The 26,298-nt window shown below is 46.5% G+C and carries 28 protein-coding genes; 22 read left to right on the top strand and 6 right to left on the bottom strand.

Annotated features, from left to right (window positions below; genetic code table 11):
• The first annotated feature begins 189 nt into the window (after positions 1-189).
• From AC5ELV_RS01770 to AC5ELV_RS01760, 3 genes are all read left to right on the top strand, one after another.
• Positions 190-1,311: an NADH:flavin oxidoreductase gene (locus AC5ELV_RS01770; protein ID WP_493428894.1), complete on the top strand. Its 1,122-nt coding sequence runs from the start codon at positions 190-192 to the stop codon at positions 1,309-1,311.
• A gap of 346 nt (positions 1,312-1,657) precedes the next feature.
• The gene (locus AC5ELV_RS01765; protein ID WP_025718540.1) at positions 1,658-2,080 is read left to right on the top strand and encodes a MarR family winged helix-turn-helix transcriptional regulator; all 423 of its coding nucleotides are present in this window, start codon (positions 1,658-1,660) and stop codon (positions 2,078-2,080) included.
• A gap of 72 nt (positions 2,081-2,152) precedes the next feature.
• Positions 2,153-2,734, top strand: a complete 582-nt coding sequence (locus AC5ELV_RS01760) for an NAD(P)H-dependent oxidoreductase (RefSeq protein ID WP_493428893.1) — start codon at positions 2,153-2,155, stop codon at positions 2,732-2,734.
• Between the two features lie 188 nt (positions 2,735-2,922).
• Here AC5ELV_RS01760 and AC5ELV_RS01755 read toward each other — a convergent pair whose 3' ends face one another.
• On the bottom strand, positions 2,923-3,390 hold the full coding sequence (locus AC5ELV_RS01755; protein WP_023988144.1) for a GNAT family N-acetyltransferase: 468 nt from the start codon (positions 3,388-3,390) through the stop codon (positions 2,923-2,925).
• A 191-nt stretch (positions 3,391-3,581) separates the two neighbouring features.
• Here AC5ELV_RS01755 and AC5ELV_RS01750 point away from each other — a divergent pair, with 191 nt between their 5' ends.
• Positions 3,582-4,019 (top strand): MarR family winged helix-turn-helix transcriptional regulator, encoded by a 438-nt coding sequence (locus AC5ELV_RS01750; protein ID WP_493428892.1) that lies wholly within the window; start codon positions 3,582-3,584, stop codon positions 4,017-4,019.
• A 21-nt stretch (positions 4,020-4,040) separates the two neighbouring features.
• Positions 4,041-4,871: a DegV family protein gene (locus AC5ELV_RS01745; RefSeq protein WP_493428891.1), complete on the top strand. Its 831-nt coding sequence runs from the start codon at positions 4,041-4,043 to the stop codon at positions 4,869-4,871.
• 73 nt (positions 4,872-4,944) lie between these two features.
• Here the strand turns inward: AC5ELV_RS01745 and AC5ELV_RS01740 are convergent, their stop codons facing one another.
• The 3 genes from AC5ELV_RS01740 to AC5ELV_RS01730 form a co-directional block, all read right to left on the bottom strand.
• Complete coding sequence (locus AC5ELV_RS01740) at positions 4,945-5,580, bottom strand: hypothetical protein (protein ID WP_493428890.1); 636 nt, start codon at positions 5,578-5,580, stop codon at positions 4,945-4,947.
• Between the two features lie 210 nt (positions 5,581-5,790).
• Positions 5,791-7,017, bottom strand: a complete 1,227-nt coding sequence (locus AC5ELV_RS01735) for an MFS transporter (protein WP_493428889.1) — start codon at positions 7,015-7,017, stop codon at positions 5,791-5,793.
• A gap of 69 nt (positions 7,018-7,086) precedes the next feature.
• Positions 7,087-9,114 carry a beta-galactosidase gene (locus tag AC5ELV_RS01730; protein WP_493428888.1) on the bottom strand — a complete coding sequence of 676 codons (2,028 nt, stop codon included), beginning with the start codon at positions 9,112-9,114 and terminating at the stop codon, positions 7,087-7,089.
• Positions 9,115-9,252: 138 nt separating this feature from the next.
• Between AC5ELV_RS01730 and AC5ELV_RS01725 the strand changes: the two genes are divergently transcribed.
• From AC5ELV_RS01725 to coaD, 8 genes are all read left to right on the top strand, one after another.
• Positions 9,253-10,089 carry a helix-turn-helix domain-containing protein gene (locus AC5ELV_RS01725; protein WP_493428887.1) on the top strand — a complete coding sequence of 279 codons (837 nt, stop codon included), beginning with the start codon at positions 9,253-9,255 and terminating at the stop codon, positions 10,087-10,089.
• Between the two features lie 193 nt (positions 10,090-10,282).
• A complete protein-coding gene (locus AC5ELV_RS01720; protein WP_493428886.1) occupies positions 10,283-12,100 on the top strand; it encodes an APC family permease in 1,818 nt (605 codons plus the stop codon).
• 178 nt (positions 12,101-12,278) lie between these two features.
• Positions 12,279-13,397, top strand: coding sequence for an acyltransferase family protein (locus AC5ELV_RS01715; protein WP_493428885.1), 1,119 nt, complete (start codon positions 12,279-12,281; stop codon positions 13,395-13,397).
• A 171-nt stretch (positions 13,398-13,568) separates the two neighbouring features.
• On the top strand, positions 13,569-14,201 hold the full coding sequence (locus AC5ELV_RS01710) for a hypothetical protein (protein WP_493428884.1): 633 nt from the start codon (positions 13,569-13,571) through the stop codon (positions 14,199-14,201).
• A complete protein-coding gene (locus AC5ELV_RS01705; protein ID WP_071640443.1) occupies positions 14,194-14,709 on the top strand; it encodes an accessory gene regulator ArgB-like protein in 516 nt (171 codons plus the stop codon). The genes AC5ELV_RS01710 and AC5ELV_RS01705 overlap by 8 nt, the downstream gene beginning before the upstream one ends.
• Positions 14,710-14,714: 5 nt before the next feature.
• Positions 14,715-14,837 (top strand): cyclic lactone autoinducer peptide, encoded by a 123-nt coding sequence (locus AC5ELV_RS01700; RefSeq protein ID WP_023988155.1) that lies wholly within the window; start codon positions 14,715-14,717, stop codon positions 14,835-14,837.
• Positions 14,838-15,151: 314 nt separating this feature from the next.
• Positions 15,152-15,793: a 16S rRNA (guanine(966)-N(2))-methyltransferase RsmD gene (rsmD, locus tag AC5ELV_RS01695; protein ID WP_061831348.1), complete on the top strand. Its 642-nt coding sequence runs from the start codon at positions 15,152-15,154 to the stop codon at positions 15,791-15,793.
• Positions 15,786-16,307, top strand: a complete 522-nt coding sequence (gene coaD, locus AC5ELV_RS01690; protein ID WP_013309846.1) for a pantetheine-phosphate adenylyltransferase — start codon at positions 15,786-15,788, stop codon at positions 16,305-16,307. Before rsmD ends, coaD begins: the two co-directional genes overlap by 8 nt.
• Here coaD and AC5ELV_RS01685 read toward each other — a convergent pair.
• Entirely contained in the window at positions 16,270-17,559 is a 1,290-nt protein-coding gene (locus AC5ELV_RS01685; protein WP_493428883.1) for a nucleoside recognition domain-containing protein, read from the bottom strand. The two genes, coaD and AC5ELV_RS01685, sit on opposite strands and share 38 nt — an antisense overlap.
• A 198-nt stretch (positions 17,560-17,757) precedes the next feature.
• Between AC5ELV_RS01685 and AC5ELV_RS01680 the strand changes: the two genes are divergently transcribed.
• Positions 17,758-18,789 carry a YlbL family protein gene (locus AC5ELV_RS01680; protein WP_493428882.1) on the top strand — a complete coding sequence of 344 codons (1,032 nt, stop codon included), beginning with the start codon at positions 17,758-17,760 and terminating at the stop codon, positions 18,787-18,789.
• On the opposite strand, the gene AC5ELV_RS01675 is transcribed toward AC5ELV_RS01680, so the two are convergent.
• On the bottom strand, positions 18,779-20,014 hold the full coding sequence (locus AC5ELV_RS01675) for a nucleotidyltransferase (protein WP_493428881.1): 1,236 nt from the start codon (positions 20,012-20,014) through the stop codon (positions 18,779-18,781). The two genes, AC5ELV_RS01680 and AC5ELV_RS01675, sit on opposite strands and share 11 nt — an antisense overlap.
• 356 nt (positions 20,015-20,370) lie before the next feature.
• Between AC5ELV_RS01675 and AC5ELV_RS01670 the strand changes: the two genes are divergently transcribed.
• From AC5ELV_RS01670 to AC5ELV_RS01635, 8 genes are all read left to right on the top strand, one after another.
• On the top strand, positions 20,371-20,889 hold the full coding sequence (locus AC5ELV_RS01670) for a YceD family protein (RefSeq protein WP_493428880.1): 519 nt from the start codon (positions 20,371-20,373) through the stop codon (positions 20,887-20,889).
• A gap of 187 nt (positions 20,890-21,076) precedes the next feature.
• A complete protein-coding gene (gene rpmF / locus AC5ELV_RS01665) occupies positions 21,077-21,250 on the top strand; it encodes a 50S ribosomal protein L32 (protein WP_007429979.1) in 174 nt (57 codons plus the stop codon).
• A gap of 282 nt (positions 21,251-21,532) precedes the next feature.
• Positions 21,533-22,129 (top strand): transcription factor FapR, encoded by a 597-nt coding sequence (gene fapR, locus AC5ELV_RS01660; RefSeq protein WP_007429980.1) that lies wholly within the window; start codon positions 21,533-21,535, stop codon positions 22,127-22,129.
• Positions 22,113-23,105, top strand: a complete 993-nt coding sequence (gene plsX / locus AC5ELV_RS01655) for a phosphate acyltransferase PlsX (RefSeq protein WP_493428879.1) — start codon at positions 22,113-22,115, stop codon at positions 23,103-23,105. Before fapR ends, plsX begins: the two co-directional genes overlap by 17 nt.
• Before the next feature lie 8 nt (positions 23,106-23,113).
• Positions 23,114-24,103 (top strand): beta-ketoacyl-ACP synthase III, encoded by a 990-nt coding sequence (locus AC5ELV_RS01650; RefSeq protein ID WP_493428878.1) that lies wholly within the window; start codon positions 23,114-23,116, stop codon positions 24,101-24,103.
• A gap of 81 nt (positions 24,104-24,184) precedes the next feature.
• Entirely contained in the window at positions 24,185-25,129 is a 945-nt protein-coding gene (fabD, locus tag AC5ELV_RS01645) for an ACP S-malonyltransferase (protein ID WP_493428877.1), read from the top strand.
• Between the two features lie 50 nt (positions 25,130-25,179).
• Positions 25,180-25,929 (top strand): 3-oxoacyl-[acyl-carrier-protein] reductase, encoded by a 750-nt coding sequence (fabG, locus tag AC5ELV_RS01640; protein WP_025721716.1) that lies wholly within the window; start codon positions 25,180-25,182, stop codon positions 25,927-25,929.
• 108 nt (positions 25,930-26,037) lie between these two features.
• Positions 26,038-26,271, top strand: coding sequence for an acyl carrier protein (locus AC5ELV_RS01635; protein ID WP_007429985.1), 234 nt, complete (start codon positions 26,038-26,040; stop codon positions 26,269-26,271).
• Positions 26,272-26,298 lie beyond the last annotated feature (27 nt).

The following is a 26,298-nucleotide window of genomic DNA, read 5'->3' as shown; positions in this document are numbered from 1 at the left end:
TTTGTCAACAAGTGAATTTAGATATACAACAATTTCATAACCCTTTTGGTTAAGCAACAGAATGAACATTTTGTCGGTTGAATGATAAATTAAACATTGCTAACATTTCACTTGCACCCCGTTTGATGGTGCACGAGCTTTTTATATAATCGCTAAAAAGCGATAAAAGAAAATGGGGAGGTACAATCCTTGAGTAATCAACCGCGAAATGTCCATTCAACAGAAGCTTTATTTCAACCTTATACCATTCATAATCTGACCCTACAGACTCGTATTGTAATGCCAGCAATGGGCCGCGCTTTTTCACCAAATGGTGTGCCAGGACCGGATGTAGCTGCTTATTATCGCCTTCGCGCAGAGAATAGTGTAGGTCTTATTATTACTGAAGGTGCAGTAATTGACCATCCGGCTGGAACAAGTGAGCCGATGATACCTAATTTTTATGGAGAAGCGGCTTTAAACGGTTGGGCTGAAGTGGTCAGACAGGTTCATGAAGCCGGTAGTAAAATTTTTCCACAGCTTTGGCATATGGGGATGGCTCGTCCTTTGGGATCTCAGCCGAATCCTGAAGCGCTATCGATTGGTCCATCGGGGCTGGATCTGGAAGGTAATAAAGTGACCGAGCCAATGACAGAAGAAGAAATCGTTAAGGTCATTGAGGCCTATGTGGATGCAGCTGCGAATGCAAAACGACTGGGCTTTGACGGCGTTGAAATTCATGGAGCACACGGTTATCTGGTTGATCAATTCTTTTGGGAGAGAACGAACCAACGTACGGATCGCTATGGTGGCGATATCATAAAACGTGCTCAATTCGCCATTGAACTTGTGGAAGCTATTCGTGCTGAGGTTGGCCCTGACTACCCTATTGCCATGCGCCTATCCCAATGGAAAATGAATGATTACAACGCAAAACCGTTCGATACACCGGATAAGCTGGGGCAACTCCTGAATGTGTTAGTACAAGCGGGCGTGGACATCTTCCATTGCTCGACACGTCGCTTTTGGGTACCTGAATTTGAAGGCTCCGATTTGAGCTTTGCCGGATGGGTGAAGAAGCTGACTGGAAAAACCACGATTACGGTTGGCTCTGTAGGTCTGGATGAAGATTTTGTAAGTTATACGGAAGGGAAAGGGGCAGGACACCAAGATATTAATGAACTTCTGGAACGGCTGGACAACAATGAATTTGATCTGGTAGCTGTTGGGCGTGCGCTTCTGGGAGATCCTGCATGGGCTACGAAAATACGTGAAGGCCGAATTCATGATCTTCAAACCTTTACACCTGAGGTACTTCAAACGCTCAACTAAAACATATCATACTTTGAACACCTCTTCATTTCATAAATAAACACTGTAAGCCAAAATACTCAAAGTCAGATAAGGAACTTTGGTATTTTGGCTTTTTTATGCGTCTGCGATAGTAGTCCACCATGAACCATTTTAGATTAAGTCATATTTGCTCTAAAGTTGTTTTTTCTTGGGTACTCAAGTATTGAATTTTTTTTAAAAGCTGCTCCATTTAACAAGCTCCTATCTATTTTAGATTTCATTATATCCAACTTAATCGTAGTTCTTTGAATCATTCATATACTAAAACCAGATCAGACTGACACCAACACTTGATATATATAGATGTCTATGTAATAATGCTTGTATGTTAAAAAATAATGCAGCTGCACTGATAGGAACCATTAGAGACTCGATCAATAAATTGATTGTGTCTGAGCTCGAATCGAATGGAATTGAAGGGATTGTTCCTACTCATGGCGGAATCCTAATGTTCCTTTATCAAAAGGACGGGCTCTCCATTAAGGAATTGACGCAAAAAATTTCTCGTCAGCAACCCACTGTTACTGTTTTGATCGACAAGCTAGTGAAGTTGGGATATGTCGAAAGAAAAAAAGAAAGGGAGGATAGCCGAGTTACCCTGATATTTCTGACCGATAAGGGAAGAGAGATAGAGCCTGTATTTGAGATGATCTCCAATAGATTACAAGAAACCATCTATGGTGGTCTTAAAGATGAAGAAAAAGAACAGCTGGAATATTTGCTAGAGCATGTAAAAAACAGATTATAAATTTTTTTAAGTAAATGTATAGATATCTATATTAATATCAAAATAATAATAAAACATCTGGAGGTTATTAAAATGAAACATCTTATTATCTATGCTCACTCTAACGCAGAAAGCTTTAATCACGCGATACTCGAAACCGTTGTAAATACCTTGAAAGAAAAAGGTGACGAAGTCGTTGTACGCGATCTATATGCCCTTGATTTTCAACCTGTATTAAAACCTGAAGATACTGCGGCTATGAGAGCTGGACAAACTCCGGCTGATATCAAAGTGGAGCAGGAATACATCTCACAATCGGATACGATTACTTTTATTTCTCCCATCTGGTGGACGGGTCTTCCTGCCATCCTGAAAGGTTACGTTGACCGTGTATTTGCATACGGCTTTGCATATACGGCTGGTGCAGAAGGGATTAATAAGCTGCTTACAGGTAAAAAAGGTTTTATCGTGAATACACATGGTACTCCTAACGCGATCTACGATGAAATCGGTATGACCGCAGGATTGAAGATCACATCAGATACGGGAATTTTTGATTTCGTTGGAATTGAATCGGTTGGTCACTTGCTGCTCGGAAGTATTGGTTACCTTGATGAAGATGGCTATAAAGGACTGCTGAAGCAAGTCCAAGCCACGGTTAAAACGGTGCTGTAAAGTTAGTTCATATTCACTTAGAAACGTAAGACATTCTTTAAATGATGAGGTCAACCCATATTTAGGGGTTGGCCTTTTCTTGTAAAAGCTAATACTTCTCCAACATCCCGGTCCATAGATCTTTTGAATTTGTAATAACATCTTGGGGCAGATGTAACTGGACATTCAAGGTGTGTTGAAGCATGACTCTATGATCTTTCGACGGTTTTGGAATGTCCCTCTACGATTAAGTACATGTAAACGTCAATAGGGTCCTCACGTTCAATTTTAAAACCAAACCGTTCATAAAGACGTCTGGCTGAGCTTCCTTGCAGAACATTTAAGGTTACATGTTTTCCTTTTACATGATTTTGTTCTAGCAGATTTTTTAATATTTGACTGCCGACCCCTTTACCTTGGTAACTGGGATGAATATAAAAATGCTCCAATAAATAACCGTCTAATCTTGGTTTAAAAGCTATGCAGCCCACAAAAGAAGAGTCTTCCTCAATGATCCAGGTATGGACAGAATCGAATGCATCACGAAAGCGTTGACGAACTTTCTCTTCATCAAACCTTCCTAATCTGGTTAAATCGTTCCGCAGTACAATCGCCCGTAAATTAGCAATGCTTTCAATATCCGAATTGTGGGATTGGCGAAGAGTAAACCGTTTCATCTTATGTAACAACTCCTTTACTGTAAACTGGCAAGAGGTGATCAAGCGTATTTTTTCTTATTCGACGCTGCGCTCATTAACCCTTGTATTAAAATTCACAAATATTTCATTGTTATTATCGTGGGCAATTCATTATAGTACATAGTATTAATAGTTAACTGTATGTATTATGTGTTTTGCGGAGGTTCACTATGAAAGATTATGAACTAAGGGACGAATTGAGAGAATCCGTTAACCGGATTTATGACATGGAATTATTCAGTAGCCTGACGGAGCTTGTTCAGGGGGAAAACCATGTGCTTCAATATTTAGTTCAGCATCGGGATGATGAAATTAATCCTTCCTTGCTCAGCGATCATCTGCATGTATCCAGATCAAGAATTACGGCAGCGCTTACGGGATTAAGGAAAAAAGGCTATGTGACTATGGAAATGTCTGAGCATGACAGACGACGAATGTGTGTAAGGCTCACAGAAGATGGTGAATCCATGATCAAACAGAAGCAACAGAGAATTGAGGGTTATTTTGAAGCGCTTGTAGTAGGTTTGGGTGAGAAGAATGTGAAGGAATTTATACGGTTAATTGAGCTTTCTTTGAATATTATGAATGCGGGTTCTATTGAAAAATAACATAATGTGAGGGTGTACCGGGTGAGATATAAAATAATAGCAGATAGCTGCTGTGATTTAACGACAGAGCTTAGAGAAGAGATGCAAGTTACTACGATTCCGTTAAATATGACGCTGGGAGATAAATGCTTTGTAGATGATGACACATTGGACTTACCTCAGTTTATGGAAGAAATGAAAGCCTGTACAACCAAAATTGGATCCGCATCACCGTCACCTATGCTGTATAAGGAAGCCTTTCAAGGTGCGCATACTTCTTTTGCCATTACATTATCCAGCAACCTCTCCAGTTCGTATTCCAGTGCATTGGTAGGAAAAGATATGGCGGAAGAAGAGGGGGCGGATGTTCATGTATTTGATTCGAAAAGCGCTTCGGCTGGACAACTCTTGTTAGCTCTAAAACTACGCAAGTTAATTGACGAGGGATATCATAAAAGCGAAATTATTTCTTCCTTGGAGAGCTTTATCAGCAAAATGAAAACCTACTTTGTTTTAGAAAATCTGGATAATTTGGTTAAGAACGGGCGGATGAATAAAATCACTGGAAAGATACTTTCACTCTTGCATATCAGGCCTATTTTAGGCTCGGATGGTGACGGGAATATCGCATTTTTCACTCAAGCACGCGGTCAAAATCAAATTATCGAAAAGCTGGCAGATACTATTGAAAAAAGTGGCCGGGCTACCGAAGGGGAAAGCATCGTCATTACTCACTGCAATAATCCTGGGCTGGCGGAAAAATTAATGAATGCGCTGAAGAAACGCTATCAATTTAAAGATATTCATATTGTGTCCACCAGAGGGATTAGTTCAATGTATGCCAATGACAAAGGGATCATTATGGCCTTTTGAAATATTCAGGGTTTATCCTCGCTGTAAGGATAAACCCTTTTTTAGTACATTGAGGCTTTGCGGGAGTTCAAGCCTATCTCAATTTTCTAATGAGGACAGAAGCGTTTATGCTGGCTTGAGTTCCTCCGGCTTGTGTTTGCAGGGTAACAGCATTAGTAGAGCTATGATTTCGCAGAGAAAGGACGTCACCGCATGCCAGAGCGAGGATGGCTTGCCCTGTGTTCTGTTGTGTCCCGGCTCCTGAGCCGTATACAGTTCCCTCTGCCAGTGCGCCATTAATAAAGATGGCGAATTGGTTAGGTTCCACACCGGACACCGAAAAGTGAACTTCATATTTTCCAGCATCAGATACAGCAATTTGTGTAGTTCCTGGAACATGAGCAATTCCAGGTGTAAGTATACCGTTCGTATCCCAAATAACATCCCCTTCAATCGGAACAACTTGGGGCTTCACATTATAAATATAACCGAACTGCGCTAAATCACCTATGGTTCCAGAATCCCCTTCAGGCCCTAAAGCGCCATGATTAATATTCACACTTACAAGTTGTTTTTTGACGATGATGTCTTTCCCGAACCCTTTCCGTTTCGAGCGGCCTTTTCTCTTTGGGGGCTTCTCCTCAAACTTTTTTTCTAACTTATCAAACCAGGCACGGACAAAAACATTTTTTTTACGGCCTTTTTTTCGTTTTAATTCAGAATGACCCAATACAAACACCTCCATATGGTTTGTTGTATACTACTCCATTCATCTAGAGGAGGCATGGATATCTGTCCTGTGATTCATAGGAAACGATCTATTTTGACTAAAAACAGGCTGCTGTACAAGGTGCATTCGTCTAGTATGTAAAAAAGCACCTTTGAATGTGCACTTGGATGACAACCAAGGAACAGACAAAGGCGCCAGTAGAGGTGTACATCATGATGAAGAGGTTTGAAGCCGCTTTTTGCGCACATATAGGGCGTACAAGATGCCCCCAAGCAGACACAGGATGCAGGCGAAGCCTGCCAGCAACCACGCCGATGAGACTGCTCCACCACGATCCATGCTATTTCCGAGCCATAAAGGCAGCAGAGCTCCTCCAACTCCACCTGCGCCTATAAGCAGGCTGGTGGTGGATTCTTCGGTGCCTGGCATCATTTTGCTGGCAAAAACAAGTGCGATGGAGAAGATGCCAGACATGCCCAGCCCTAGCAGTACAATAAGGATAAAGGCGCCGGCAGTGCCTTTGATCAGCGGGAACACGCACAGCAGCACGGTCGCTGCCAGCGAGCTCAGGGCGACAAAGACACCGTAGCCGTATCGATCGGCAATGTAGCCTGTGAATAACCGGCCGGTAGCCATTGCTAACCAGAAGCAGGTGACACTAAGTGCTGCTTCGGCTTGTGTGAGACCCAAACGTTCGATGAACATGGAGGGCAGGAAATTAGCCAGGCTCATCTCTGTTCCTACATAGATAAAGAAAAAGACGATAAATAGTGCAAGTAACTTCCAATTGCCTATAGGGCTACCTTTAGAAGCCTCCACCGTGGGGGATTTGGGTGAGTTAGTGGAACGCGCATGGTTGTCACCTCGGTGTTCCTGTTGGTCTAATACAGCGTCCAGCGTGCCGAAGGGCCCACGCAGCCAAGCTATGATGGTCACGGCTGCAAACATGGAAATGATGGGAAAGGCCAATCGCCACCAACCGAGAGCAATGAGCTGGCTTGCGATAGCGGGCATAGCCAAAGCGCCGATCCCAAAAAAGACTTCCAGACGGCTCATCGCCGCGCCCGTTCCTTGAGTAATACCGCTGATAATAATAGTGCCAATGAGTGTTTCTACCATGCCGAAGCCAAACCCAGCTGCTGCCCCGATGGCATATAGCCAACCCCAAGGCGGCAGCAATGAGTACAGCACTTCTGCCGCGCACAGCAGGAGCAGGGCGAATACCAGACTTCGACGTTTGCCGAAACTCCGGGCAAGCCATGGTGACAGCAGGACTCCAGCCAGAAAACCGGAAAATTGAGCAAAGATTAGGCTCCCGCCATCCGTATAGTTTCTACCGTAATGCTCTAACAACACAGGCAGTAGAGAGCCTACAACCACGTGTGCCAGGCCGATTAAAAAATAAGATAAGCTGCCGATCCATAGCAGTCGTTTCATGATGAACTCCTTTGATACCTAGATTTGACTCATGCAGCAAATTGAATTGCATGAGTCAAATCTGAGTGATTATGATAGCTCCAGTACTTGAAAGCCGTAGCCTTCAATAGAAATATCTCCTTCCAGGTATTTACCGCTGATTAGCTCATTCCCTTTCTGATCATCCAGATGATATTGCTGCGTCTGGGCGTTATGATTCAGAACGAATAGATACGATTTTCCATCTTTGGTCCGTACAGTGGCTTCTACACCCGCAGGAGTGCACAGCAGGGATGGAATCTCTTTTTGCTCACAAATGTAGCCCAGCAGGCCATCAAGGAATGTCTCTTCAGGATCTGAAGCAACGTACCATGCCTCACCTTGACCAAAACGATTGCGTGTCAGCACTGGCATGCCCTGATAGAAATCATCGCCGTATTCCGCCAGCACCTCGGCGCCTTCGCTATGCAACAAGTCGCAGAGCAGACCGCATTTATATTCACCTTGTAATACGCCAACCTTTTCTTTCAATACAATGCGATTGTGTGATTCCGGCAGAAGCGCGTCAATTTCTTCCACCCAGATCCCAAGCAAGTTACGCAGTTTACCAGGATATCCTCCGGTTGTGACCAGATCGTTTTCATTTACAACGCCACTGAAAAAGGTCGTTACGAAGGTGCCGCCATGTTCTGTAAATTGTTCCAGCTTCTCGGCGATACCCGGCTTGACCATGTAGAGTACAGGCGCGATAATGAGATCATATTTCTGGAAATCTGCATCAACAGAAACCAGGTCTACCTGTACATTCCGCCGGAAGAGGGGAGCGTAATACTTGTGCACCTGATCCACATATTTCAAGGCGACAGAAGGGCCGCTTGATTTTTCCAAAGCCCACCAATTGTCCCAATCGAATAAAATGGCTACTTTGGCATTAACGGTCGCGTCAAGTAGCGTGTTGCCTAATGCGCCAAGCTCACTGCCAAGCTGTGCCACCTCGCGAAATACACGTGTGTTCTCATGCCCGGCATGCTCAATGACGGCCCCGTGGAATTTCTCACAAGCGCCGATCGAGCGGCGAAGCTGGAAGAACATGACCGTGTCCGCGCCATGCGCGACTGCCTGATAACTCCATAACCGCATAACGCCGGGCCGTTTAAGCGAATTATACGCCTGCCAGTTCTGCTGGCTCGGTGTTTGCTCCATCAGCATAAAGGGTTGCCCATCCTTCAAGCCGCGCATCAGATCGTGTGCCATTGCGGTATAGCTCGGCGGGGTATTGGCTGCAGGATAACTATCCCAAGATACAATATCCATGTGCTTAGCCCATTTAAAATAGTCCAGTTGTTTGAATAAGCCCATCAGATTGGTCGTTACCACAGCATGGGGAATATGTTTTTTAATCGCGTTATACTCCAACAGATAACAATCAAGCATACTGTCTGAATTAAAGCGTGCATAATCGAGGGATATGCCCTGAAAGGTCGAGTGATTTTCTCCCCAATGTTCGCTCAGATTATTTGGCGGCACGATTTCATCCCAATCATAGAAGGTGTGACCCCAGAAGGAAGTATTCCACACCCGGTTTAGCTCTTCCAGTGTCCCATATTTTTGCTTGAGCCACACCCGGAATGCGGCGGCGCAATTATCACAGTAGCAATCCCCGCCGTACTCATTGGACACGTGCCACACGAGGATCGCGGGATGGTTTTTGTATCGTTCTGCAAGTCGATCAGCCATCTGCTCCGCGTATTTTCGATACGTTGGACTGTTCGGACAGGAGTTGTGGCGTCCACCGAATTTCCGCTTACGCCCGTCAGCATCGACCCGCAGAATGTCGGGATATCGGGTGGCCATCCAGGCTGGATGCGCGGCAGTGCTAGTAGCTAAACAAACGAAGATATCGCTTTCATAAAGACTGTCAATCAATTGATCCAGCCATTCAAAATGATATGTGATTTCGTCGGACTGAATTTTGGCCCATGAGAATACGTTGATCGTGGCAATATCAATCCCTGCTTGTCTGAACATCCGTAAATCTTCCTGATGCGTGGCCTCATCCCATTGCTCAGGATTATAATCTCCACCGTAAAATACTTTAGGAAGTTTGCTGCTTATCATGCTAATCACCTCTGTATATAAGAATAATTCTATCTTATAATACAAATAACTGCTTTTAAATATAATAAAATGAACGTGTATATAACAATATGGATCTACATGAGAAATATATACCCGCATACGCCGGAGGTGCCTTTTATGATTTTAACTCCCCATCATTTGCGATTTTTCCTGACTACGCGTGAGCACTCCTTACCCCTTTTTATTGAAAGTATCGGATTTAACAGCAGGCAGGAGGATGTGTCCCGTCCAGAGGGCTATCCGTGCTTTCACTGGATTCAGACGGTGTCTGGTGAAGGGATATTTACATTTAAAGGGGGGACCTTCCGTCTGGGAGAGCAGTCCGGAGTTCTGCTGCTGCCTGGGGAATCCCATGCATACAGACGGGCGACCAAGGTATGGCGAACGTTATACATTACATTTGACGGCCCCATCGCCGCTGCTGTATTGACTGCACTGGGATTGAAGCATACGCGTGGGTATCATTGGGACCCGGATAGCGAGCTACACAGCTTTGGGGAAACTATGCTCCATTCCATGGTTAGTGAACGTGATTTGTCTGGATTAGATGCTTCGGCCAATATGTATCGTTTTCTGACTCTACTGCGTAAACATGGACAACATAGCTCGATGCCTTCCCTATCCCATAATGTGGAACGTTTAACCCCTGTACTGGCCTTTATGGAGCAAAATTATGCCAGTCCAGATGTGGGCCTAGGTGATATGGCAGTTATGATGAATGTCAGCTCCCGTCATTTAAATACATTATTTAAGCAAGCGTTTGGTGTGACTTCTTATGCTTATCTGATTGTAATTCGGCTGCGGAAGGCCAAGGAAATGATGACGGAATATCCGCAATTAACAGTAAAGGAGATTTCGGAGCGAGTTGGCTTCCGAGATGCCAGTCATTTTGTGGCAACTTTTCGCCGGGCTGAAGGAATTACCCCGGAAAGGTTCAAATTACTGTATACATAAGGGTATTTTGTCGAAATACTCTTTCTTACTCGGGAATACTCTTTTTAGGGAGCATTCCTTATTGTTTTTTTCAGGATGAGGGAGTATAAAATAATAGTTCATTTGTTTCATCAATCTGATGTCCAGGTGACATAATAAACATACGATTCAAAGTTCTTGTGCAAAACCCTCATCCAAAGAAGGAGTCAACGAAATGCTGAGTAAAGTCAAAAGATTATTAATCGGTCGTCCGCGAAAGTCGACGGCCCTTGAAGATGAGAAATTGAATAAGCTCAAAGCACTGGCCATTCTGTCCTCAGATGCCTTGTCCTCTGTAGCTTACGGAACGGAGCAAATTCTGCTGGTTTTAATTACAGCCGGCTTCGCTGCCCTATGGTATTCCATTCCTATATCCATTGCGGTATTGGGTTTGCTGATCATTCTGATCCTGTCCTACAGACAGACCATCTTTTCCTATCCTGGTGGCGGAGGAGCGTACATTGTTGCACAGGATAATTTGGGAAAGAGTCCGAGTCTAATTGCAGGCGGTTCTTTGCTGGTCGATTACATTTTGACGGTAGCAGTTAGCTCATCAGCAGGTACAGATGCCATTACATCGGCTTTCCCGTCGTTACATGATCATCGGATCGCCATTGCTCTGATTATGATTATCTTTTTGACTATTATGAACTTGCGCGGGGTGACAGAATCTGCCTCGGTGCTGGCTGTACCGATTTACTTATTTGTTGTTGCCATTTTTGTTTTGATTATTAGCGGTATCATTCATTACGTGGCCGGGGGAGCTCATGCTGCAGCACCGCAATTTGGAGCTACAGTATCCAATGTCAGTCTGTTTCTGTTACTGAAGGCGTTTAGCTCGGGTTGCTCGGCGTTAACAGGGGTAGAAGCTGTCTCCAATGCCATTCCGAACTTCCGCAAGCCTGCTGCTAAAAATGCAGCAACTACACTAATGATGATGGGTTTGATTCTCGGGTGTATGTTTATCGGAATTAGTTTGCTGGCTTATTGGTACGGTGTTCGTCCTAATCCGCATGAAACGGTCATTTCGCAAATTGCGAATGCCACTTTCGGGCGCGGTGTGATGTATTACATCATTCAGGGCGTAACGGCGCTCATCTTGTTTTTGGCGGCGAATACAGCCTATTCGGCCTTTCCATTGCTTGCTTTTATGCTCGCGAAGGACAAATACATGCCGCACATGTTCATGGTTCGTGGAGATCGGCTCGGATACTCTAATGGTATCCTGTTTCTGAGTATCTTCTCGGCATTGCTGGTCATCGTATTTGGCGGCAACACAGAAAATCTGATCCCGCTTTATGCGGTAGGGGTATTTATCCCGTTTACCCTTTCTCAGCTTGGTATGATGATTCGCTGGATCAAGCTCAAACCGCCAGGCTGGATCGTCAAGCTTGCTATTAATACAGTTGGGATGCTGACCACGCTGTCGATTACGCTCATCTTTATCTTCACCAAGTTTAGCCAGGTGTGGGTAGTCTTTATCTTCCTGCCTTTGGTTCTGTATTTCTTTATGAAGATCAACCGGCATTACAAAAATACGGCTGAACAACTGCGCATTGATATCACCAAGGATAAACCTATGGTGAAAGGCAATACGATTATTATTCCGGTGGCTGGTATTACGCGAGTCGTTATGAATACGATCAGCTATGCCAAAACCTTGTCGGACAATGTGGTTGCCGTATATGTAGGTGTGGATGATGAAGCGATTCAAAAAATGGAACAGAGGTGGGAAGAGTGGGATGTGGGCATACGTTTAGTAGTGCTGAGATCCCGTTATCGCAGCATTATTAATCCGCTTCGCAAGTTCATCGATACAGTAGAGTGGAAAAAAGCAGACGAGGACCATATCACTGTTCTCATTCCACAATTCATCACCAAGCACTGGTGGGAAAATATTCTACACAATCAGACCAGCTTACTGATGAGAGCTTATTTGATTAATTATAAAGACGTGATCGTAACGACCGTTCCTTTTCATTTAAACAAATAAAATCACTGCCAATTGCAGAGTACAGCTGACATAGCATGACAAAATGAACATCTTTTGGCCGCATTTCTTTGCGGTCGGAAGGTGTTTTTTTTGCATAACGGAGATATTTACTTTAGTGATACAATTTGTGTATTATAGATACGAAATGTATCATTAGAGACTGTTATGGAGGGATACGATGCCCGAAGCCAAGGGGGAAATGGAAGATGACAAGCTGCAATTTGTAGATACGCTGAGGGCGCTGGCTATTATTGGAGTTTTACTTGTGCATGTCAGCCAGCATGTAGACGGATTAAGCGGATGGTTGCAAAAAGGCTTGAGTATAGGTGCTAAAGGAGTCGCTTTATTTTATATGGCCAGCGCTTTTACGCTATTTCTGTCCTTGAGCAGACGTTCGGGTGACAAGAGGGAAAGGATTTCAGCTTACCTGTTGCGTCGTTTTTTTCGAATTGCTCCTTTGTATTACGTGATGTTAGGAATCTATTTAGTTGTGAACGGGACAGGTCCACGATTTTGGCTTGGAGATCAGGAGGGAGTCACTACCGCCAATATCGCAGCTCATGTCCTGTTTTTGAATGGTCTGAATCCGTACTGGATCAACAGCATCATTGGTGTGGAATGGTCCATTGCGGTGGAATGTATGTTTTATCTGTTTATCCCCCTATTATTTAAAACGATCCGATCAATCCGTCATGCGACCTGGTTTGTTGTGATGGTGCTTGTGGTAAGCCTCGGGCTAAATACGGTATTTGCTCAATATCCATGGATTAGTAATCACTCTTTATGGGGGCACTATCTGTATTTATGGTTTCCGAATCAATTGCCTGTCTTTGGGCTAGGTATATTGTTGTTTTTCATTTGGAAAGACGAGCAGCATTGGAAAAGTATAGACCGGGTCAGTGGAGGTTTGCTGCTTGTTTCTGTGCTATTTGCGTTTTTAGGAGGCATGACCGATGTTCTCATAGGTGTCGGGTTGCTGCTGGGAGCGTATGCTTTGTATAACTGGCAGCCGATGTGGCTGCTTAATCGGGTATGGTCATGGATCGGCCGCCTTAGCTACAGCATGTATTTGACGCATATGCTGGTTCTGGGACTAATCGTACAGGTTAAAATACCTTTTACTCCCCTAATCAGCCTCACACTTATGTTTTTCATGACGTTACTATTCACCGTCGGACTATCCTGGCTTACCTACTTGTGGATTGAACAGCCTGGCATCCGTTGGGGGAAAAAGCTTTTATCCCGTATGAAGCCTGCGCGCAAGCAGGAAGATTCGGTCAAAGAAAGTGTTGCCTAAGCTGCAATTTGAAGCAGCATCCGATAACATTTGGTTGAAGTGCTTGAATAAATCTATGAAATAATTGAAAACACCTCTTGAAAAGTAGCTCCCAGCCCTTTATATTCGATGTACATCCAAGTTTTTGAATACACCGATGAGGTTTGTTGGAATTGCAAAGGAGATGCACGCATGCTTTTGAAGCCAATCGGCTTTTTGCTTTTCTCCACACTTGAGGGAGTAGCTGTTTTTGCGCTGATTTTGAGTATTTTTAAAGTTAAAACGACCCCTTATCTATGGCAGGCCATTTTTGTTAACCTGATTATGAATATGCAGAGCTATATGCTCCGAGAGGAATTTTCCCTTTCGTATTTGGTGCCTGTCGTAAATATGCTGCTTTTTATTTTTTTACTCGCAACGGTCGTGAAGATTCCGATTGTGTGGTCCGGTATTATGACGGTTACAGGTTATTTCACATATGCCGTCGTTCAGTCAGTATTCTTAAAAGTCATGTTCGGCAACCTTCCGGTTTCTGAGCTGCAGGATGGGTCCTTGAAGGGCTATCTGCTACAAGTAGTAAGCGCGGCAGTAGGACTGCTTATTTCATTGATGTTGTATCGAAAAGGGATTGGCTTTTCCCCTAATTTCAAGAAGCTTAAATTCAAAGAGGAATATGGCATTGTCATCACGCTGATTATCCTGTCTCTCATTTCAACTTCTATTGTGCTCTACTATAACGAGGTATGGTTAAGTATGATATTTTTTGCACTGGTTTCGGGATTTTTCATCTATTATGCAATCGGAAAGGAATACCGGGATGATTGAAGCGATGGCTTTCAAACTTGCTAACCAGATCAAACGTACTGTGCCTGATCATCCAGCCTCTGTCGCGGTACTTAAATACGCACTTGCTCTCATTCTGAATGCGTCCATGATCATTGTGTTAACACTATTCGCCTCAATCTTCACGGGGCGGATGGTAGAAGCTGTAACGATTCTCGTCGCTTTCGCCCTGCTACGCCAAATATCAGGAGGCATTCATTTGAAAACGGGCATGGCATGTGTGTTGGTGACCTCAGCAGCTTTTACTTACATATCCTGCATTGCCTTAAATAGTTGGTGGACAAACCTGTTTACCGGAATAGCTCTCATTCTCGTTTTATGTTTTGCCCCGTCCAGAATTGAAAAGCAGTCGCGCATTCCAGTACGTTTTTATCCCCTCTTGCGACTGTTATCCTCCTTGCTTGTATGTACTAATTTTGTAATCGGTTCCTCTGTAGTGGCTGTTGCTTTTTTGGTCCAAAGTCTAACATTGATCCGGGGAAGGAGGTGAGTGGAATGATGAGGAAAATGGTATATGGATTAGCCACATCGTTGTCTATGTTTGCAACATTTGCTGTATCAGTGGCGAGTTATGTGTATGTTTATCAAGGGGATACACCCGAGGAACTGCTGAAATAAACAAAATGCCGAAATCGAAAAATGATACATAGAGCTGCTATTAAGCAGCTTCTTTTTATGTAAAAAAATCAGGCGCTCCATTAAAGAGCGCCCGAATGGGAGAGGAGAAACCGGACGAAGAGCTTATGGGGAAACGTAAGTCTTCTCCGCGGTTGTCTACGACATTGGTTGAATGCCGATATCCTAAGGATGCCCAGGGAATGGTTTTTTATACCTGCCTCATCCTAAGTTTTTCAAACGGCGGTGCATGTGGTACGATAGCGTCATAATCTTATATGGTTATGAACACATATAGAAAATAGGTGAGTTTCAGCGTGAGAGTGGTATCGGGTAGTGCCAAAGGAAGGCCGTTAAAGGCAGTTCCCGGCACAGGGACGCGGCCGACCACGGATAAGGTCAAGGAAGCGCTATTTAGCATGATAGGTCCTTATTTTGATGGGGGAGTCGCACTTGATCTGTTTGCTGGTAGTGGTGGCCTGGGTATAGAGGCGCTAAGCCGGGGAATGGACAAGGCTGTTTTTATTGATATGGAATCCAAAAGCATTGATGTCATTAAAGAAAATTTGCGAAAAACTGGATTGGAAGGACAGGCTGAAGTGTTCCGCAATGATGCCGGACGAGCGCTCAAGGTGCTGGCAAAACGTGGAGCTCTTTTTGATGCTGTTTTTCTCGATCCACCCTATCGTCTCAAACACGGAGATGAATTAATGAGCCGTATGGCTGAGTTGAACTTGCTTCGTTCAGATGCAATCATCGTGCTGGAGTATGAATCGGGACATGAATATCCGGAAAGCTTCGGACCGTTCGAACAGGTCAGAAAAGCAGTCTATGGTGAAACGGCGTTATCTATTTATCATTTTGCAGCCGATGCTTTGTCGGATGTCGTAGAACATACAGAAGCCGGAGTGGTCAAATTCGGCATCAGCGAATCAGACGGGGAGGATCATCATGATTGAGCACAAACCACGTATTGCCGTATATCCGGGAACCTTTGATCCCGTGACGATGGGGCACCAGGATATTATTCAAAGAGCAGCCAGACAGTTTGATCTATTGATTGTCGCGGTTCTTAACAATATTAGTAAAAATCCGCTGTTTTCACTTGAGGAACGAATGGAGCTGCTGCGAACGGTGACTCGCGATATCCCGAACGTTGAAGTGGACAGCTTCCGTGATCTGACAGCTAATTATGTACGTCAAAAAGGGGCCCAGGTTATTGTCAGAGGAATCCGGTCGGTGACTGATTTTGAATATGAGCTGCAATTAGCCTCTACAAATCATAAGCTGAACCCGGATGCGGAAACGATCTTTATGATGACCAATCCGGCTTATTCATATCTGAGTTCCAGTATGGTGAAGGAAATTGCGCATTTTGATGGCAAGGTTGTAGATCTGGTGGCACCGGAGGTGGAAGACGCGCTGCGTGCGAAGGTCAACGCGAATCGCGGCGGCTCCACCATGAAGTCATAAAGGAAAAGGCCAGCAGGGTAACTATAATTGTACCCAGCAGCGCAATGGACAGTACGGTTAGTTGCCAGGGGTACATAGATGTTCCTTCTATTTGTGTTAGTAAGCCGCTGGCTCCGGCCATGACAGGATGCGTGGCGGATTCATTTACGCTTTCCACAAAAGAAGACACAGAACTGCGACTGACGTAAGCGGGAGTTGTATTGCTGACGATGCGGTTAAGCGGGACCCATGTCGCCAAGGTAAGTCCAAAAGCAATGATCCCATGGAGCACTCGTGACAAGGTGAAGGTGATGCCCTTGTCGGAAGGTCTGGTGACGGCGGTAATTTGAAGCCAGCCGCACAGGCCGCCCCAGCCCAACACAGCACTGATCAGGGCTGCTTGTGTACGGAGATCGTAGGGCAGACGGCTGATTTCATAGGAACCCAGATGGATTTCCATCCAAGCAGGCCATATGAAAGAAAGCGATCCTTGGCCTGTGTATATGGACAGCAGTCGAATCAGTACGGAAAAGAAAATAATGAATCCACCTGTCACCATCAGCGTCTGTACAGCATGGGATACGGTTTCGCCCAACAGTTTTCCGAAGCTGCGGCCGTCCCGTTCTCTGGCAGAGCGGGTAGCTTCCCATGCGGATTGGATCAGGGAGGGAGAAGTACGGGAAACTGAGGTGCGCCGGAGGGCAGCTGGCGTTTCCCGTTTTTGTTTTTGCAATTCTTTGGACGATACAGGTAGTCTGGCGGTGATCCAGCCTGCCAGCAGCCCGGAAATCCAGTGAACGGCAAGTAACATCACGCCTGTGGCAGCATTGTGCATTAGCCCTGTCCCGATGACGAGCAGGATGGTAATCGGATTGCAAAAATGAGCGATAGCGGTTAGACGCCGAAGCTGAAGCGCGGTCATGTCTTCCTGTTGTGACCATTGGCGTACTGCTTCCGCAGCAGCCGGGAATCCCGCGGTCAGGCCGAGAGCCAACACCCAGCCGCTTCGTCCAGGTAGACGGAACCAGAATCGCATAAACGGCTCCAGCAGGACACCTAGTCCATGTACTAGACCAAAGGCGATGAGCATTTCGGACAGCATCAAAAAAGGCAGCATGGCCGGGAAAATAATACTCCACCATAGCTTAAGGCCTTGAGTAGAGGCTTGAAATACTTCTTCTGGTGAGGCGATAACAGCCAGTACAAGCAAAATGGCTCCAAGGCCAAGCAGTACGGTTGTCCAGTAAGGAGCGGAATGGGCTTCCTTTTGCATCAAAGAATTCACCTCTCATAAATATACTAAGGAGAGTCGAGATGCTGTCTCCAGTGTTTATTCACGTTCGTTGTCTTGGGATAGGTTGTTCGTATACGTTGTCGTAAACAATGTATGCTTTTTCGGAAGGCTTGAGAACAGGTGGCGCAGAGGCACTTGGGTAAGATAGGAGAAGTTAGGCTGCAAGGGGGAGAAGCAATGAAACGAATAAACCGGAAAAGAGCTTTTTTTACAACCGGTTATGTCTTAATGCTGGCTGCAATGGTTTATGTGCTGGTCTATATGCCAACCCCTTATCTGATCTATGGACCAGGTGGGGCAAACGAGATCAAACCGATGGTTAGAGTTCAGGAGAGTGACAGCATCGAACGGGGGACCTTTATGATGACGACGGTATCGGCGCGTTATGCCAATGTTATCATGTTGGGCCTGTCCAAGATGGACCGCAATTCGGAGATTCAACGCAAAGAGGATCGTCTGCATGGAAGAAGTGAAGACGAATATGCGGCAGAACAGGTATGGTATATGGGGGATTCCCAATCTTCCGCGATGGAGGCTGCCTACACCCGTGCCCGTGTCCCCTATCGCATTGTGCCAGATTACGTGTATGTATTTAAGGTCCCAGGATCGAACAGCGTGTTTGAGCCTGGAGATGAAATATTGGAGCTGAACGGCGTGAGAGTGACCGATAATCGTTCCATTCGGAAGGCTTTGGAGGGCGAAAAACCGGGAATAATGGCTAAAGTGAAGCTAAAGCGCGATGGAAAGTTGCTGACCGTGCAAGCTCCTTTAACGACCATTACGGACAGTGAGACGGGCAAGCAACGTTCCGGATTTGGCGTCAGTATTGCCACGGTACAGAAGGTAGAGCCGAAGGATGGACGTAAAACGATTCATTTTACATCTACGGATGTTGGCGGCCCTTCGGCAGGTTTGATGTTTACCATGGAAATCTATAACCAACTGACACCAGGTGATCTGAGTAAGGGATATCGTGTAGCCGGTACGGGTACCATTGATAAGGACGGTCAGGTTGGAGCGATCGGTGGTGCAAAGTATAAAATAGTTGCTGCTGACCGTCAGGGTGCGGACTTGTTCTTCGTCCCTGCGGATAATTATAAGGAGGCCAAGGCCAAAGCTGAGCAAATTGGAACCCGAATGGTGCTTGTTCCGGTTCGCAAGCTTGGCGATGCACTGAATTATATGGAAAAGCTGCCCATTAAACCATAATGGGCGGTCGCAAGTAATCAGCATACATGTTGCGGATGGCGGGACGTGGCATCCCGGTTGCGTGTATGGCGGCTGCGGCTGTATCCCAGTCCAGATGAGGATGTGATCCGGCAGACAGCTTGACCCATACCGGAAGGGTAGCTGTCTGCTTCATACGTGCCAGCAGCTCGCGTCCAGCCCTGTTAAAGCCGAGCACGCGGATATAGCTTGGACCTTTCGCCAGCTCAGCCGGAGTCATATCGGCTTTGGCATGATTCAGCAAAATATGTGCACACATCCGCTGAAGCTTCGTACGAGTATAGCGCCTTGTCTTGATCGCGGTGAGCAGAGCCTCCACAGAGGGCTGAGGGAGCGTGTACAGCGATTGTCGCAGACGATGCTCCAGCCCTTCAGTGACCTCATGCAGCTCCGCCAGCTGCTGCGGGCTACGTGTGATCAGGGCGTTTAGTAGCGGCTGGCTGAACGCTTCCCAATGCAGCGGCGCGCGTTCGGCTTGCCACTCGCGCCGCAAAATCTCCAGTGTCGCCGCAGGTATGTACGGCGACGCGGTCTCCGGCCCGCCGTCCAGCAGCAGACGGCGGATGGCCGTGGCACTGGCGATGACTCCGTCCGCAGGGGCCACGGCTTCATGGTAGCCCGATCCTGTGCGGGCTACCGTGAAGGGCTTGATTGTGCTGCCCAGCCGTTCCAGCGCAATCAAGTAATGCAGCCCTAACGTATTGTTGGGCTGCTGCATGAGGGCGGCAAGCGCAGCGCCGTCCACTCCTTCGGCCGCGAGCGCGGCTGCGGCTCCCGCGTAGGCAGCGGGATAGCTCGCGCCGCTGCTCAGGCGCTGCGCGATGCCGGCCTTGAGCTCGGCCGGCTCTGCCGCCAGCACGCGGGCCAGCGCGCGCAGCGGGGCGATGTCTCCGCTCTCGCTGCCGAAGCAGAGCGCGTCGACGATGCCCGTCGCATGGAGCAGGGCGACTGCTCCGCGGGCAAACCATTCTGCAGGCTGGACGGCATAGGCCACAGGCAGCTCCAGAACCAGGTCCACGCCCATGGCGAGTGCCATTTCGGTGCGGGACCATTTGTCTGTAATCGCGGGTTCACCCCGCTGAAGGAAAGGACCGCTCATCACAGCCACTGTTCGCTGTGCACCAGTGATGCGAAGAGATTCCTCCCAGTGATGGACATGTCCGTTATGCAGGGGATTGTACTCTACAATCATACCGAGTGTTTTCAAGACCGTATGTCGTCTCCTTTCTTAAAGTAGCTTATTGGGTAACTATTTTGATAATAATGGTTAAGTACCCGTGAATGATTGTTTTTAGGGAAGCTATACTGATTTTTCATCATCGGCATGAACAAGACCATTGAGACCTGGACGAAAAAGCTTTATACTCGCATTATTGTACACGAAGAGTGGCGGGGGTACGAATACTCATCGGTACATGTTTAGCACAATGCATTTTTGCTTCTGCATAAAACTCGTCGAACCATTGGAAAACCGGTGAATTTGTGAGTGGTGTAAAGTGAAAGGTGTTGACAAACGACTCGATCAGTCGGTATAATAATTTTTGTTTGTTTGGAGTGATAGTGATGCAACTATTTTTTCGCAAAGTAGCAACAAGTGACGGTCCTTTTCCTATCCGTGAATCTCTTAATGTGAGTGAATTGGTGGATGATCGTGCTGATGTTACAGCCGTTTCCCCGCTGGAGACCGACTTGGTCGCCGTTAGTCTGGGTCAAGGCTTGATGAGTGTGGAAGGCACGTTGACCGCAGGTCTGGACATGCTGTGCTCACGCTGTTTAAGTCCGATGCACGAGGATTTAAAGATTGAATTCCGTGAACGGTTCAAGCAAACCTCTTCGAGTGTTGAAGAGGAGGATGAAGATGGCGATTTTATCGCAGTGACGGAGGACTCCTTCGACATTGCACCGTATTGTGAAGAACTGTTTGTGCTGCATGTGCCGTTTGCGCCTTTGTGCAGTGAGGATTGTCAGGGAATCGCACCAAAGACCGGACAAAACTGGAGTATTGGCTCCGATGACAGTAGCGATAGCGATACGGAAAAGATTGATCCGCGTCTGGCAGGGCTTAAGGATTTTTTTAAATGAGAATTGAGTTCAATTCTGAAAAATCATCATCCGCTTGTGCCGGAGAGTTATTGAACCGATGCGTGGATGTTGCAGGCTTGATTCACCGGCTGTAAGATAATTGCTTCTGGCATTTTCTTTCAGTCTTGAATGAGATAAGAAGTCATACCCGTTATGCGGGGTTGATCTGGTTAAGGAGGTGGGAATAATGGCAGTACCTCAACGGAGAACATCCAAAACTCGTCGCGACAAACGTCGTACTCACTTTAAACTGGCAGTACCAGGTATGGTGAAATGCTCCGAATGCGGCGAATTGAAACTTGCTCACCATGTGTGCAAAGTTTGCGGAACGTACAAAGCTAGAGAGATCATCTCTCAATAATGTCCGATAAGCGGATTCTTTGGAATCTTCGCAGGAAGAGTAGCGCTTCACTTCAGTGAGGCGCTACTTTTTTTGTCTGCATGCTTCCTTTTTACGTCAGCATGCTATATACTGTTTTAGTACCAGGTTCTAAGAAAGAAGGGGCAAAGGGGTTCCTTTATACATACAAGAAGACAAATCGGCTTGAAGTTTTGCCGTTAGAAAGTGAAGTAAAGTAACCCGAACTGTCGTTCTGAACGACAGTTTATTGTAGGGAAAGGAGGCGTCACTGACATCGAACGTTTGCCGAAGAGACAGAGACAGCAGCGGCTGACTCAATTAATTGATGATAATCCGTTCGTAACGGATCAGGAATTGACAAGACAGCTGAAGGTAAGTATTCAGACTATTCGGCTGGACCGGATGGAGCTGGGAATCCCGGAATTACGGGAACGGCTAAAGCTGATGGCTGAGCGCTCCTACGACCAGGTTCGTTCCTTGCCTTTGCATGAAGTGATCGGGGATATCGTTGATCTGCAGTTGGATCGAAGCGGTATTTCAATTTTTGAGATTAAAGAAGAACATATTTTTTCGCGTACTGGCATTGCGCGGGGGCATTATGTATTTGCCCAGGCCAATTCATTGGCCGTTGCCGTGATTAATGATGAGATAGCATTGACCGCGTCAGCGGATATACGCTTTGTTCGCCCGGTTCATTTAGGTGAGAAGTGCATTGCCAAGGCATATGTACGCTCAAATCCAGAACAAAAAGGGAAGGCCAAAGTGGAAGTCTTTGCCTACGTAGGAGAAGAAATGGTGTTCCAAGGCAACTTTGTCATTTATCGCTCCACGGAGGAAGAGTATAGCGAAGGAGGAAGTCAGCATGCGGATCGCCATTGATGCCATGGGGGGAGATAATGCTCCTGAGGCGACAGTAGAGGGCGCGCTATCTGCGGCGGCGGAATGGAAGGATACGGACATTACGCTGGTTGGTGACCGGGAACGAATTGAATCGGTTCTGAGCGGTAGGGCGTTGCCGACGAACCTCAGCATTCGCCATGCATCCGAAACGATAGATGCACAGGACGAGCCTGTAAAGGCAGTGCGCCGTAAAAAGGATGCTTCTATGGTCGTAGCTGGTCGAATGGTCAGAGAAGGCGAAGCGGATGCCATGATATCCGCAGGTAATACAGGTGCGCTAATGACCACAGGGTTGCTGGTGGTTGGAAGGATGGAGGGCATTGAACGTCCGGCTCTCGCGCCGATGATACCAACGATTGACGATCAGGGTATTCTGGCGCTTGACTTGGGAGCCAATATGGATGCTAAGCCTGAGCATCTTGCCCAGTATGCACTGATGGGGAGCTTGTATCGTCAGAAAGTTCATGGTGTGGCTTCTCCAAGGGTGGGTCTGCTGAATGTGGGGACCGAAGCTGGGAAGGGCAATGAACTGACGAAGTTGGCATTTCCACTTATCGAGCAGTTACCTGTCAATTTCGTGGGTAATGTTGAATCGAGAGATGTGTTAACCGGAAATTGCGATGTGCTGGTGTGTGATGGATTTGCTGGAAATATCATGCTAAAATCACTGGAGGGTACAGCTGGAGCCATATTCTCTCTCTTAAAAGAGCAATTCACTAAATCCTTGAAGACCAAGCTTGCGGCAGCCTTGATTATGCCTGAGCTTCGCAGTCTGAAAGGTAAATTGGATTATAAAGAGCATGGCGGGGCTCCTTTGCTGGGTTTGAGTGGACTCGTCCTGAAAAGTCACGGTTCGTCTGACGGCGTTGCCGTCAAAAATGCGGTAAGGCAGGCTCGTACGGCCTTGCAAAACCGGTTGGTGGAAAGTATATCCAAGGAAATCAGCAGGAAGTGAGTGACGATATGAATAAATTACGGCCGGTTGGTGTTATCGGAACAGGGAAATACGTACCTGAGAAAATTCTGACCAATAAAGATTTGGAAGCAATCGTAGAAACAAGTGATGAATGGATTGTCAGTCGTACAGGGATCCAGGAGCGCCATATTGCAGCTCCAGAGCAGGCTACATCTGATTTAGCTTATGAAGCAGCAATTAAGGCGTTGGAGTCCGCGGGTATGACGGCACAGGATCTGGATTTAATTATTGTAGCTACGGTCACACCGGATATGGCGTTTCCGTCAACTGCCTGCATTCTTCAGGACAAACTGGGAGCCAAAGGCGCAGCGGCTTTCGATTTGTCTGCGGCATGCTCGGGTTTTGTATACGGACTGGCTACGGCAACGAGCTTCATTAAGACAGGTATTTATAATAATGCATTAATCATTGGGGCAGACTGTCTTTCTCGGATTACAGATTATACCGACCGCAATACCTGTGTCCTATTCGGAGATGGTGCAGGAGCTGTAGTGATTGGCGAAGTGCCTGAAGGTAGAGGATTCCTATCCTTTGACCTCGGGGCTGAAGGTGCCGGAGGCAGCTTACTCAAGTTGGAAGCTGGAGGCTCGCGTTTGCCTGCGAGTGCGGACACCCTGGAAAATAAACAGCACTATATTTACATGAACGGACGCGAAGTGTTCAAGTTTGCGGTTCGTGTTATGGGAACGGCAACGGTTGATGTGCTGGAAAAAGCAGGGCTGTCCAAAGATGATATTGATCTGTTCGTTCCGCATCAAGCCAATGTTCGCATCATCCAATCGGCGATGCAACGTCTGGATTTACCAGAGGAAAAGGTAGTTGTTAATGTTCATAAATATGCGAATACATCTGCAGCATCCATTCCTCTCGCTCTTGTGGAAGCAGCAGAGGAAGGCCGCATGAAGGAAGGCGACCGTGTGTTAATGGTGGGCTTTGGCGGTGGCTTGACCTGGGGAGCGTCGGTTCTTGTCTGGTAATAAGATGGAATTTTTGATATAATATTAAATTTGTGTAGTGTTTTTCAGGATAAGCATTGGATACAGAGAGGTGCATACACGATGGGCAAAACGGCATTTATTTTTCCTGGTCAGGGTTCACAAGCTGTAGGTATGGCTAAAGATGCTTATGAAGCAGTTCCAGCTGCAACAGAAGTATTTCGCCAAGCGGACGAACGGTTAGGGTTCGCACTAAGCACACTGGTTTTTGAAGGGCCGGACACAGCTTTGAAGCAAACATCCAATACGCAGCCTGCACTGTTAACGGCGAGCATTGCGTTGTATGAAGCATTCAAGGAGAAAATGGGCATTCATCCCGATTATGTGGCTGGGCACAGTCTAGGAGAATACAGCGCGCTAGTCGCTTCCGGTGTCCTCGCATTTGAGGATGCGGTTGAGATCGTTCGTACACGTGGCAAGTTCATGGAGCAGGCCATTCCTGATGGACAAGGCGGGATGGCTGCTGTGTTGGGAGCTGATCGTGAAGCATTGGCAGCATTGTGCCGTGATATTACGGAGTCTGGTCAACTGGTCGAACTAGCCAACATCAATTGTCCCGGACAAATTGTTGTATCTGGTACGAAGGAAGGCGTAGCTGCTGTCGCTGAACGTGTGAAGGAAGCAGGAGGCAAGCGCGCTATTACTCTGGAGGTTAGCGGTCCTTTCCACTCGTCATTGATGAAGGAAGCAGCGACCAAGCTCTCCGGCAAGTTGGGGGCTGTAACTTTCTCCAAAGCTCAGATTCCGGTTGTTGCCAATGTAACAGCTAAACCTGTACGTGAGGGGAGCGAAATCCGCCAACTGTTGGTGGATCAGGTCTATTCTCCGGTACTGTGGGAAGACAGTGTAACATGGCTACTAGAACAAGGTGTTGACACCTTTGTTGAGTTTGGACCGGGAAGTGTTTTGACTGGATTGGTTAAAAAAATCGACAAAACGGTTAAGCTGTATAATATAAGCAGCCTGGAGTCGTTTGCTTCTGTAAGGGAAGCCTTGGAGGCCCGTTAAAAGTATAATCATTGCCTTAACGGGTTATATACTTGCAAGGGGGGACTATGATGTCTAAGCCATTAAGTGGAAAAACGGCGCTCGTTACGGGAGCGTCGCGCGGAATTGGCCGTAGTATCGCGCTGGCGCTGGCTGAAGCAGGCGCTAATGTGGCAGTAAACTATGCTGGTAGTGAAGCGGCTGCGACTGAGGTAGCAGAGCAGATTCGTGCCAAAGGTGTAGAGGCTATTACAGTTCAGGCTAATGTCGGTCGCGCTGACGAAGCAGATCAGTTGATCAAGGATGTGATTGGCGCTTGGGGCAAGATTGACATCCTGGTGAATAATGCCGGCATAACAAGAGATAATTTAATCATGCGCATGAAGGAAGAGGAATTCGATCAGGTGATCGAAACGAATCTGAAGGGTGTGTTTAATTGTCTTAAGGCGGCAACACGTCCAATGATGAAGCAGCGTTCTGGCCGAATTATCAATATCTCCTCCGTGGTCGGTGTACTTGGCAACGCAGGACAAGCCAACTACGTTGCTGCTAAAGCAGGGGTAATTGGTCTTACCAAATCCTCTGCTCGAGAGCTTGCGTCGAGAGGTATCACAGTGAACTGTGTGGCTCCTGGATTCATCGATACTGAGATGACGCAGGTACTGGCTGATGATTTGCGTGACAATATGCTTAGCGGTATTCCGCTGGCCCGTCTTGGACGGCCTGAGGAAATTGCTGACGTGGTGCTGTTCTTGGCCTCGGATGCTTCCTCATATATGACGGGCCAGACTTTGCATGTGGATGGCGGCATGTATATGTAGTAGCATGTTGCCAATCCGCATGCCCCGATGAAGAGTTGTCAATGAAAACTCTCTTCTATGGCATTTTAATTGTAATTTTCGTATAATACCTAAGAGGAGGTGAGCCGGATGTCCGATGTATTGGAGCGCGTAAAACGCATTGTCGTTGACCGTTTGGGAGCCGACGAAGCCGAAGTTACACTTGAAGCATCTTTTAAAGATGATTTAGGCGCTGATTCTCTCGATGTAGTTGAATTGGTAATGGAATTGGAAGATGAGTTTGATATGGAAATCTCTGATGAAGATGCAGAGAAAATTACAACTGTAGGTGAAGTTGTGAAGTACATACAATCTCATACCTAATTCATGTCATCAAAAGTCCCGTTCTGT

The organism is Paenibacillus sp. NMA1017 (genome assembly GCF_058895805.1).
This window is presented reverse-complemented; position numbering and strand designations above follow the sequence as displayed.

What these genes read in the sequence shown, in the direction of transcription:
- AC5ELV_RS01765 (WP_025718540.1), top strand. Translation starts at nt 1,658, where the DNA reads ATGTTAAAAAATAATGCAGCTGCACTGATAGGAACCATTAGAGACTCG.
- AC5ELV_RS01760 (WP_493428893.1), top strand. Translation starts at nt 2,153, where the DNA reads ATGAAACATCTTATTATCTATGCTCACTCTAACGCAGAAAGCTTTAAT.
- AC5ELV_RS01755 (WP_023988144.1), bottom strand. Translation starts at nt 3,390, where the DNA reads ATGAAACGGTTTACTCTTCGCCAATCCCACAATTCGGATATTGAAAGC.
- AC5ELV_RS01750 (WP_493428892.1), top strand. Translation starts at nt 3,582, where the DNA reads ATGAAAGATTATGAACTAAGGGACGAATTGAGAGAATCCGTTAACCGG.
- AC5ELV_RS01735 (WP_493428889.1), bottom strand. Translation starts at nt 7,017, where the DNA reads ATGAAACGACTGCTATGGATCGGCAGCTTATCTTATTTTTTAATCGGC.
- AC5ELV_RS01730 (WP_493428888.1), bottom strand. Translation starts at nt 9,114, where the DNA reads ATGATAAGCAGCAAACTTCCTAAAGTATTTTACGGTGGAGATTATAAT.
- AC5ELV_RS01725 (WP_493428887.1), top strand. Translation starts at nt 9,253, where the DNA reads ATGATTTTAACTCCCCATCATTTGCGATTTTTCCTGACTACGCGTGAG.
- AC5ELV_RS01720 (WP_493428886.1), top strand. Translation starts at nt 10,283, where the DNA reads ATGCTGAGTAAAGTCAAAAGATTATTAATCGGTCGTCCGCGAAAGTCG.
- AC5ELV_RS01715 (WP_493428885.1), top strand. Translation starts at nt 12,279, where the DNA reads ATGCCCGAAGCCAAGGGGGAAATGGAAGATGACAAGCTGCAATTTGTA.
- AC5ELV_RS01710 (WP_493428884.1), top strand. Translation starts at nt 13,569, where the DNA reads ATGCTTTTGAAGCCAATCGGCTTTTTGCTTTTCTCCACACTTGAGGGA.
- AC5ELV_RS01705 (WP_071640443.1), top strand. Translation starts at nt 14,194, where the DNA reads ATGATTGAAGCGATGGCTTTCAAACTTGCTAACCAGATCAAACGTACT.
- AC5ELV_RS01700 (WP_023988155.1), top strand. Translation starts at nt 14,715, where the DNA reads ATGATGAGGAAAATGGTATATGGATTAGCCACATCGTTGTCTATGTTT.
- coaD (WP_013309846.1), top strand. Translation starts at nt 15,786, where the DNA reads ATGATTGAGCACAAACCACGTATTGCCGTATATCCGGGAACCTTTGAT.
- AC5ELV_RS01685 (WP_493428883.1), bottom strand. Translation starts at nt 17,559, where the DNA reads ATGCAAAAGGAAGCCCATTCCGCTCCTTACTGGACAACCGTACTGCTT.
- AC5ELV_RS01680 (WP_493428882.1), top strand. Translation starts at nt 17,758, where the DNA reads ATGAAACGAATAAACCGGAAAAGAGCTTTTTTTACAACCGGTTATGTC.
- AC5ELV_RS01670 (WP_493428880.1), top strand. Translation starts at nt 20,371, where the DNA reads ATGCAACTATTTTTTCGCAAAGTAGCAACAAGTGACGGTCCTTTTCCT.
- rpmF (WP_007429979.1), top strand. Translation starts at nt 21,077, where the DNA reads ATGGCAGTACCTCAACGGAGAACATCCAAAACTCGTCGCGACAAACGT.
- plsX (WP_493428879.1), top strand. Translation starts at nt 22,113, where the DNA reads ATGCGGATCGCCATTGATGCCATGGGGGGAGATAATGCTCCTGAGGCG.
- AC5ELV_RS01650 (WP_493428878.1), top strand. Translation starts at nt 23,114, where the DNA reads ATGAATAAATTACGGCCGGTTGGTGTTATCGGAACAGGGAAATACGTA.
- fabD (WP_493428877.1), top strand. Translation starts at nt 24,185, where the DNA reads ATGGGCAAAACGGCATTTATTTTTCCTGGTCAGGGTTCACAAGCTGTA.
- fabG (WP_025721716.1), top strand. Translation starts at nt 25,180, where the DNA reads ATGTCTAAGCCATTAAGTGGAAAAACGGCGCTCGTTACGGGAGCGTCG.
- AC5ELV_RS01635 (WP_007429985.1), top strand. Translation starts at nt 26,038, where the DNA reads ATGTCCGATGTATTGGAGCGCGTAAAACGCATTGTCGTTGACCGTTTG.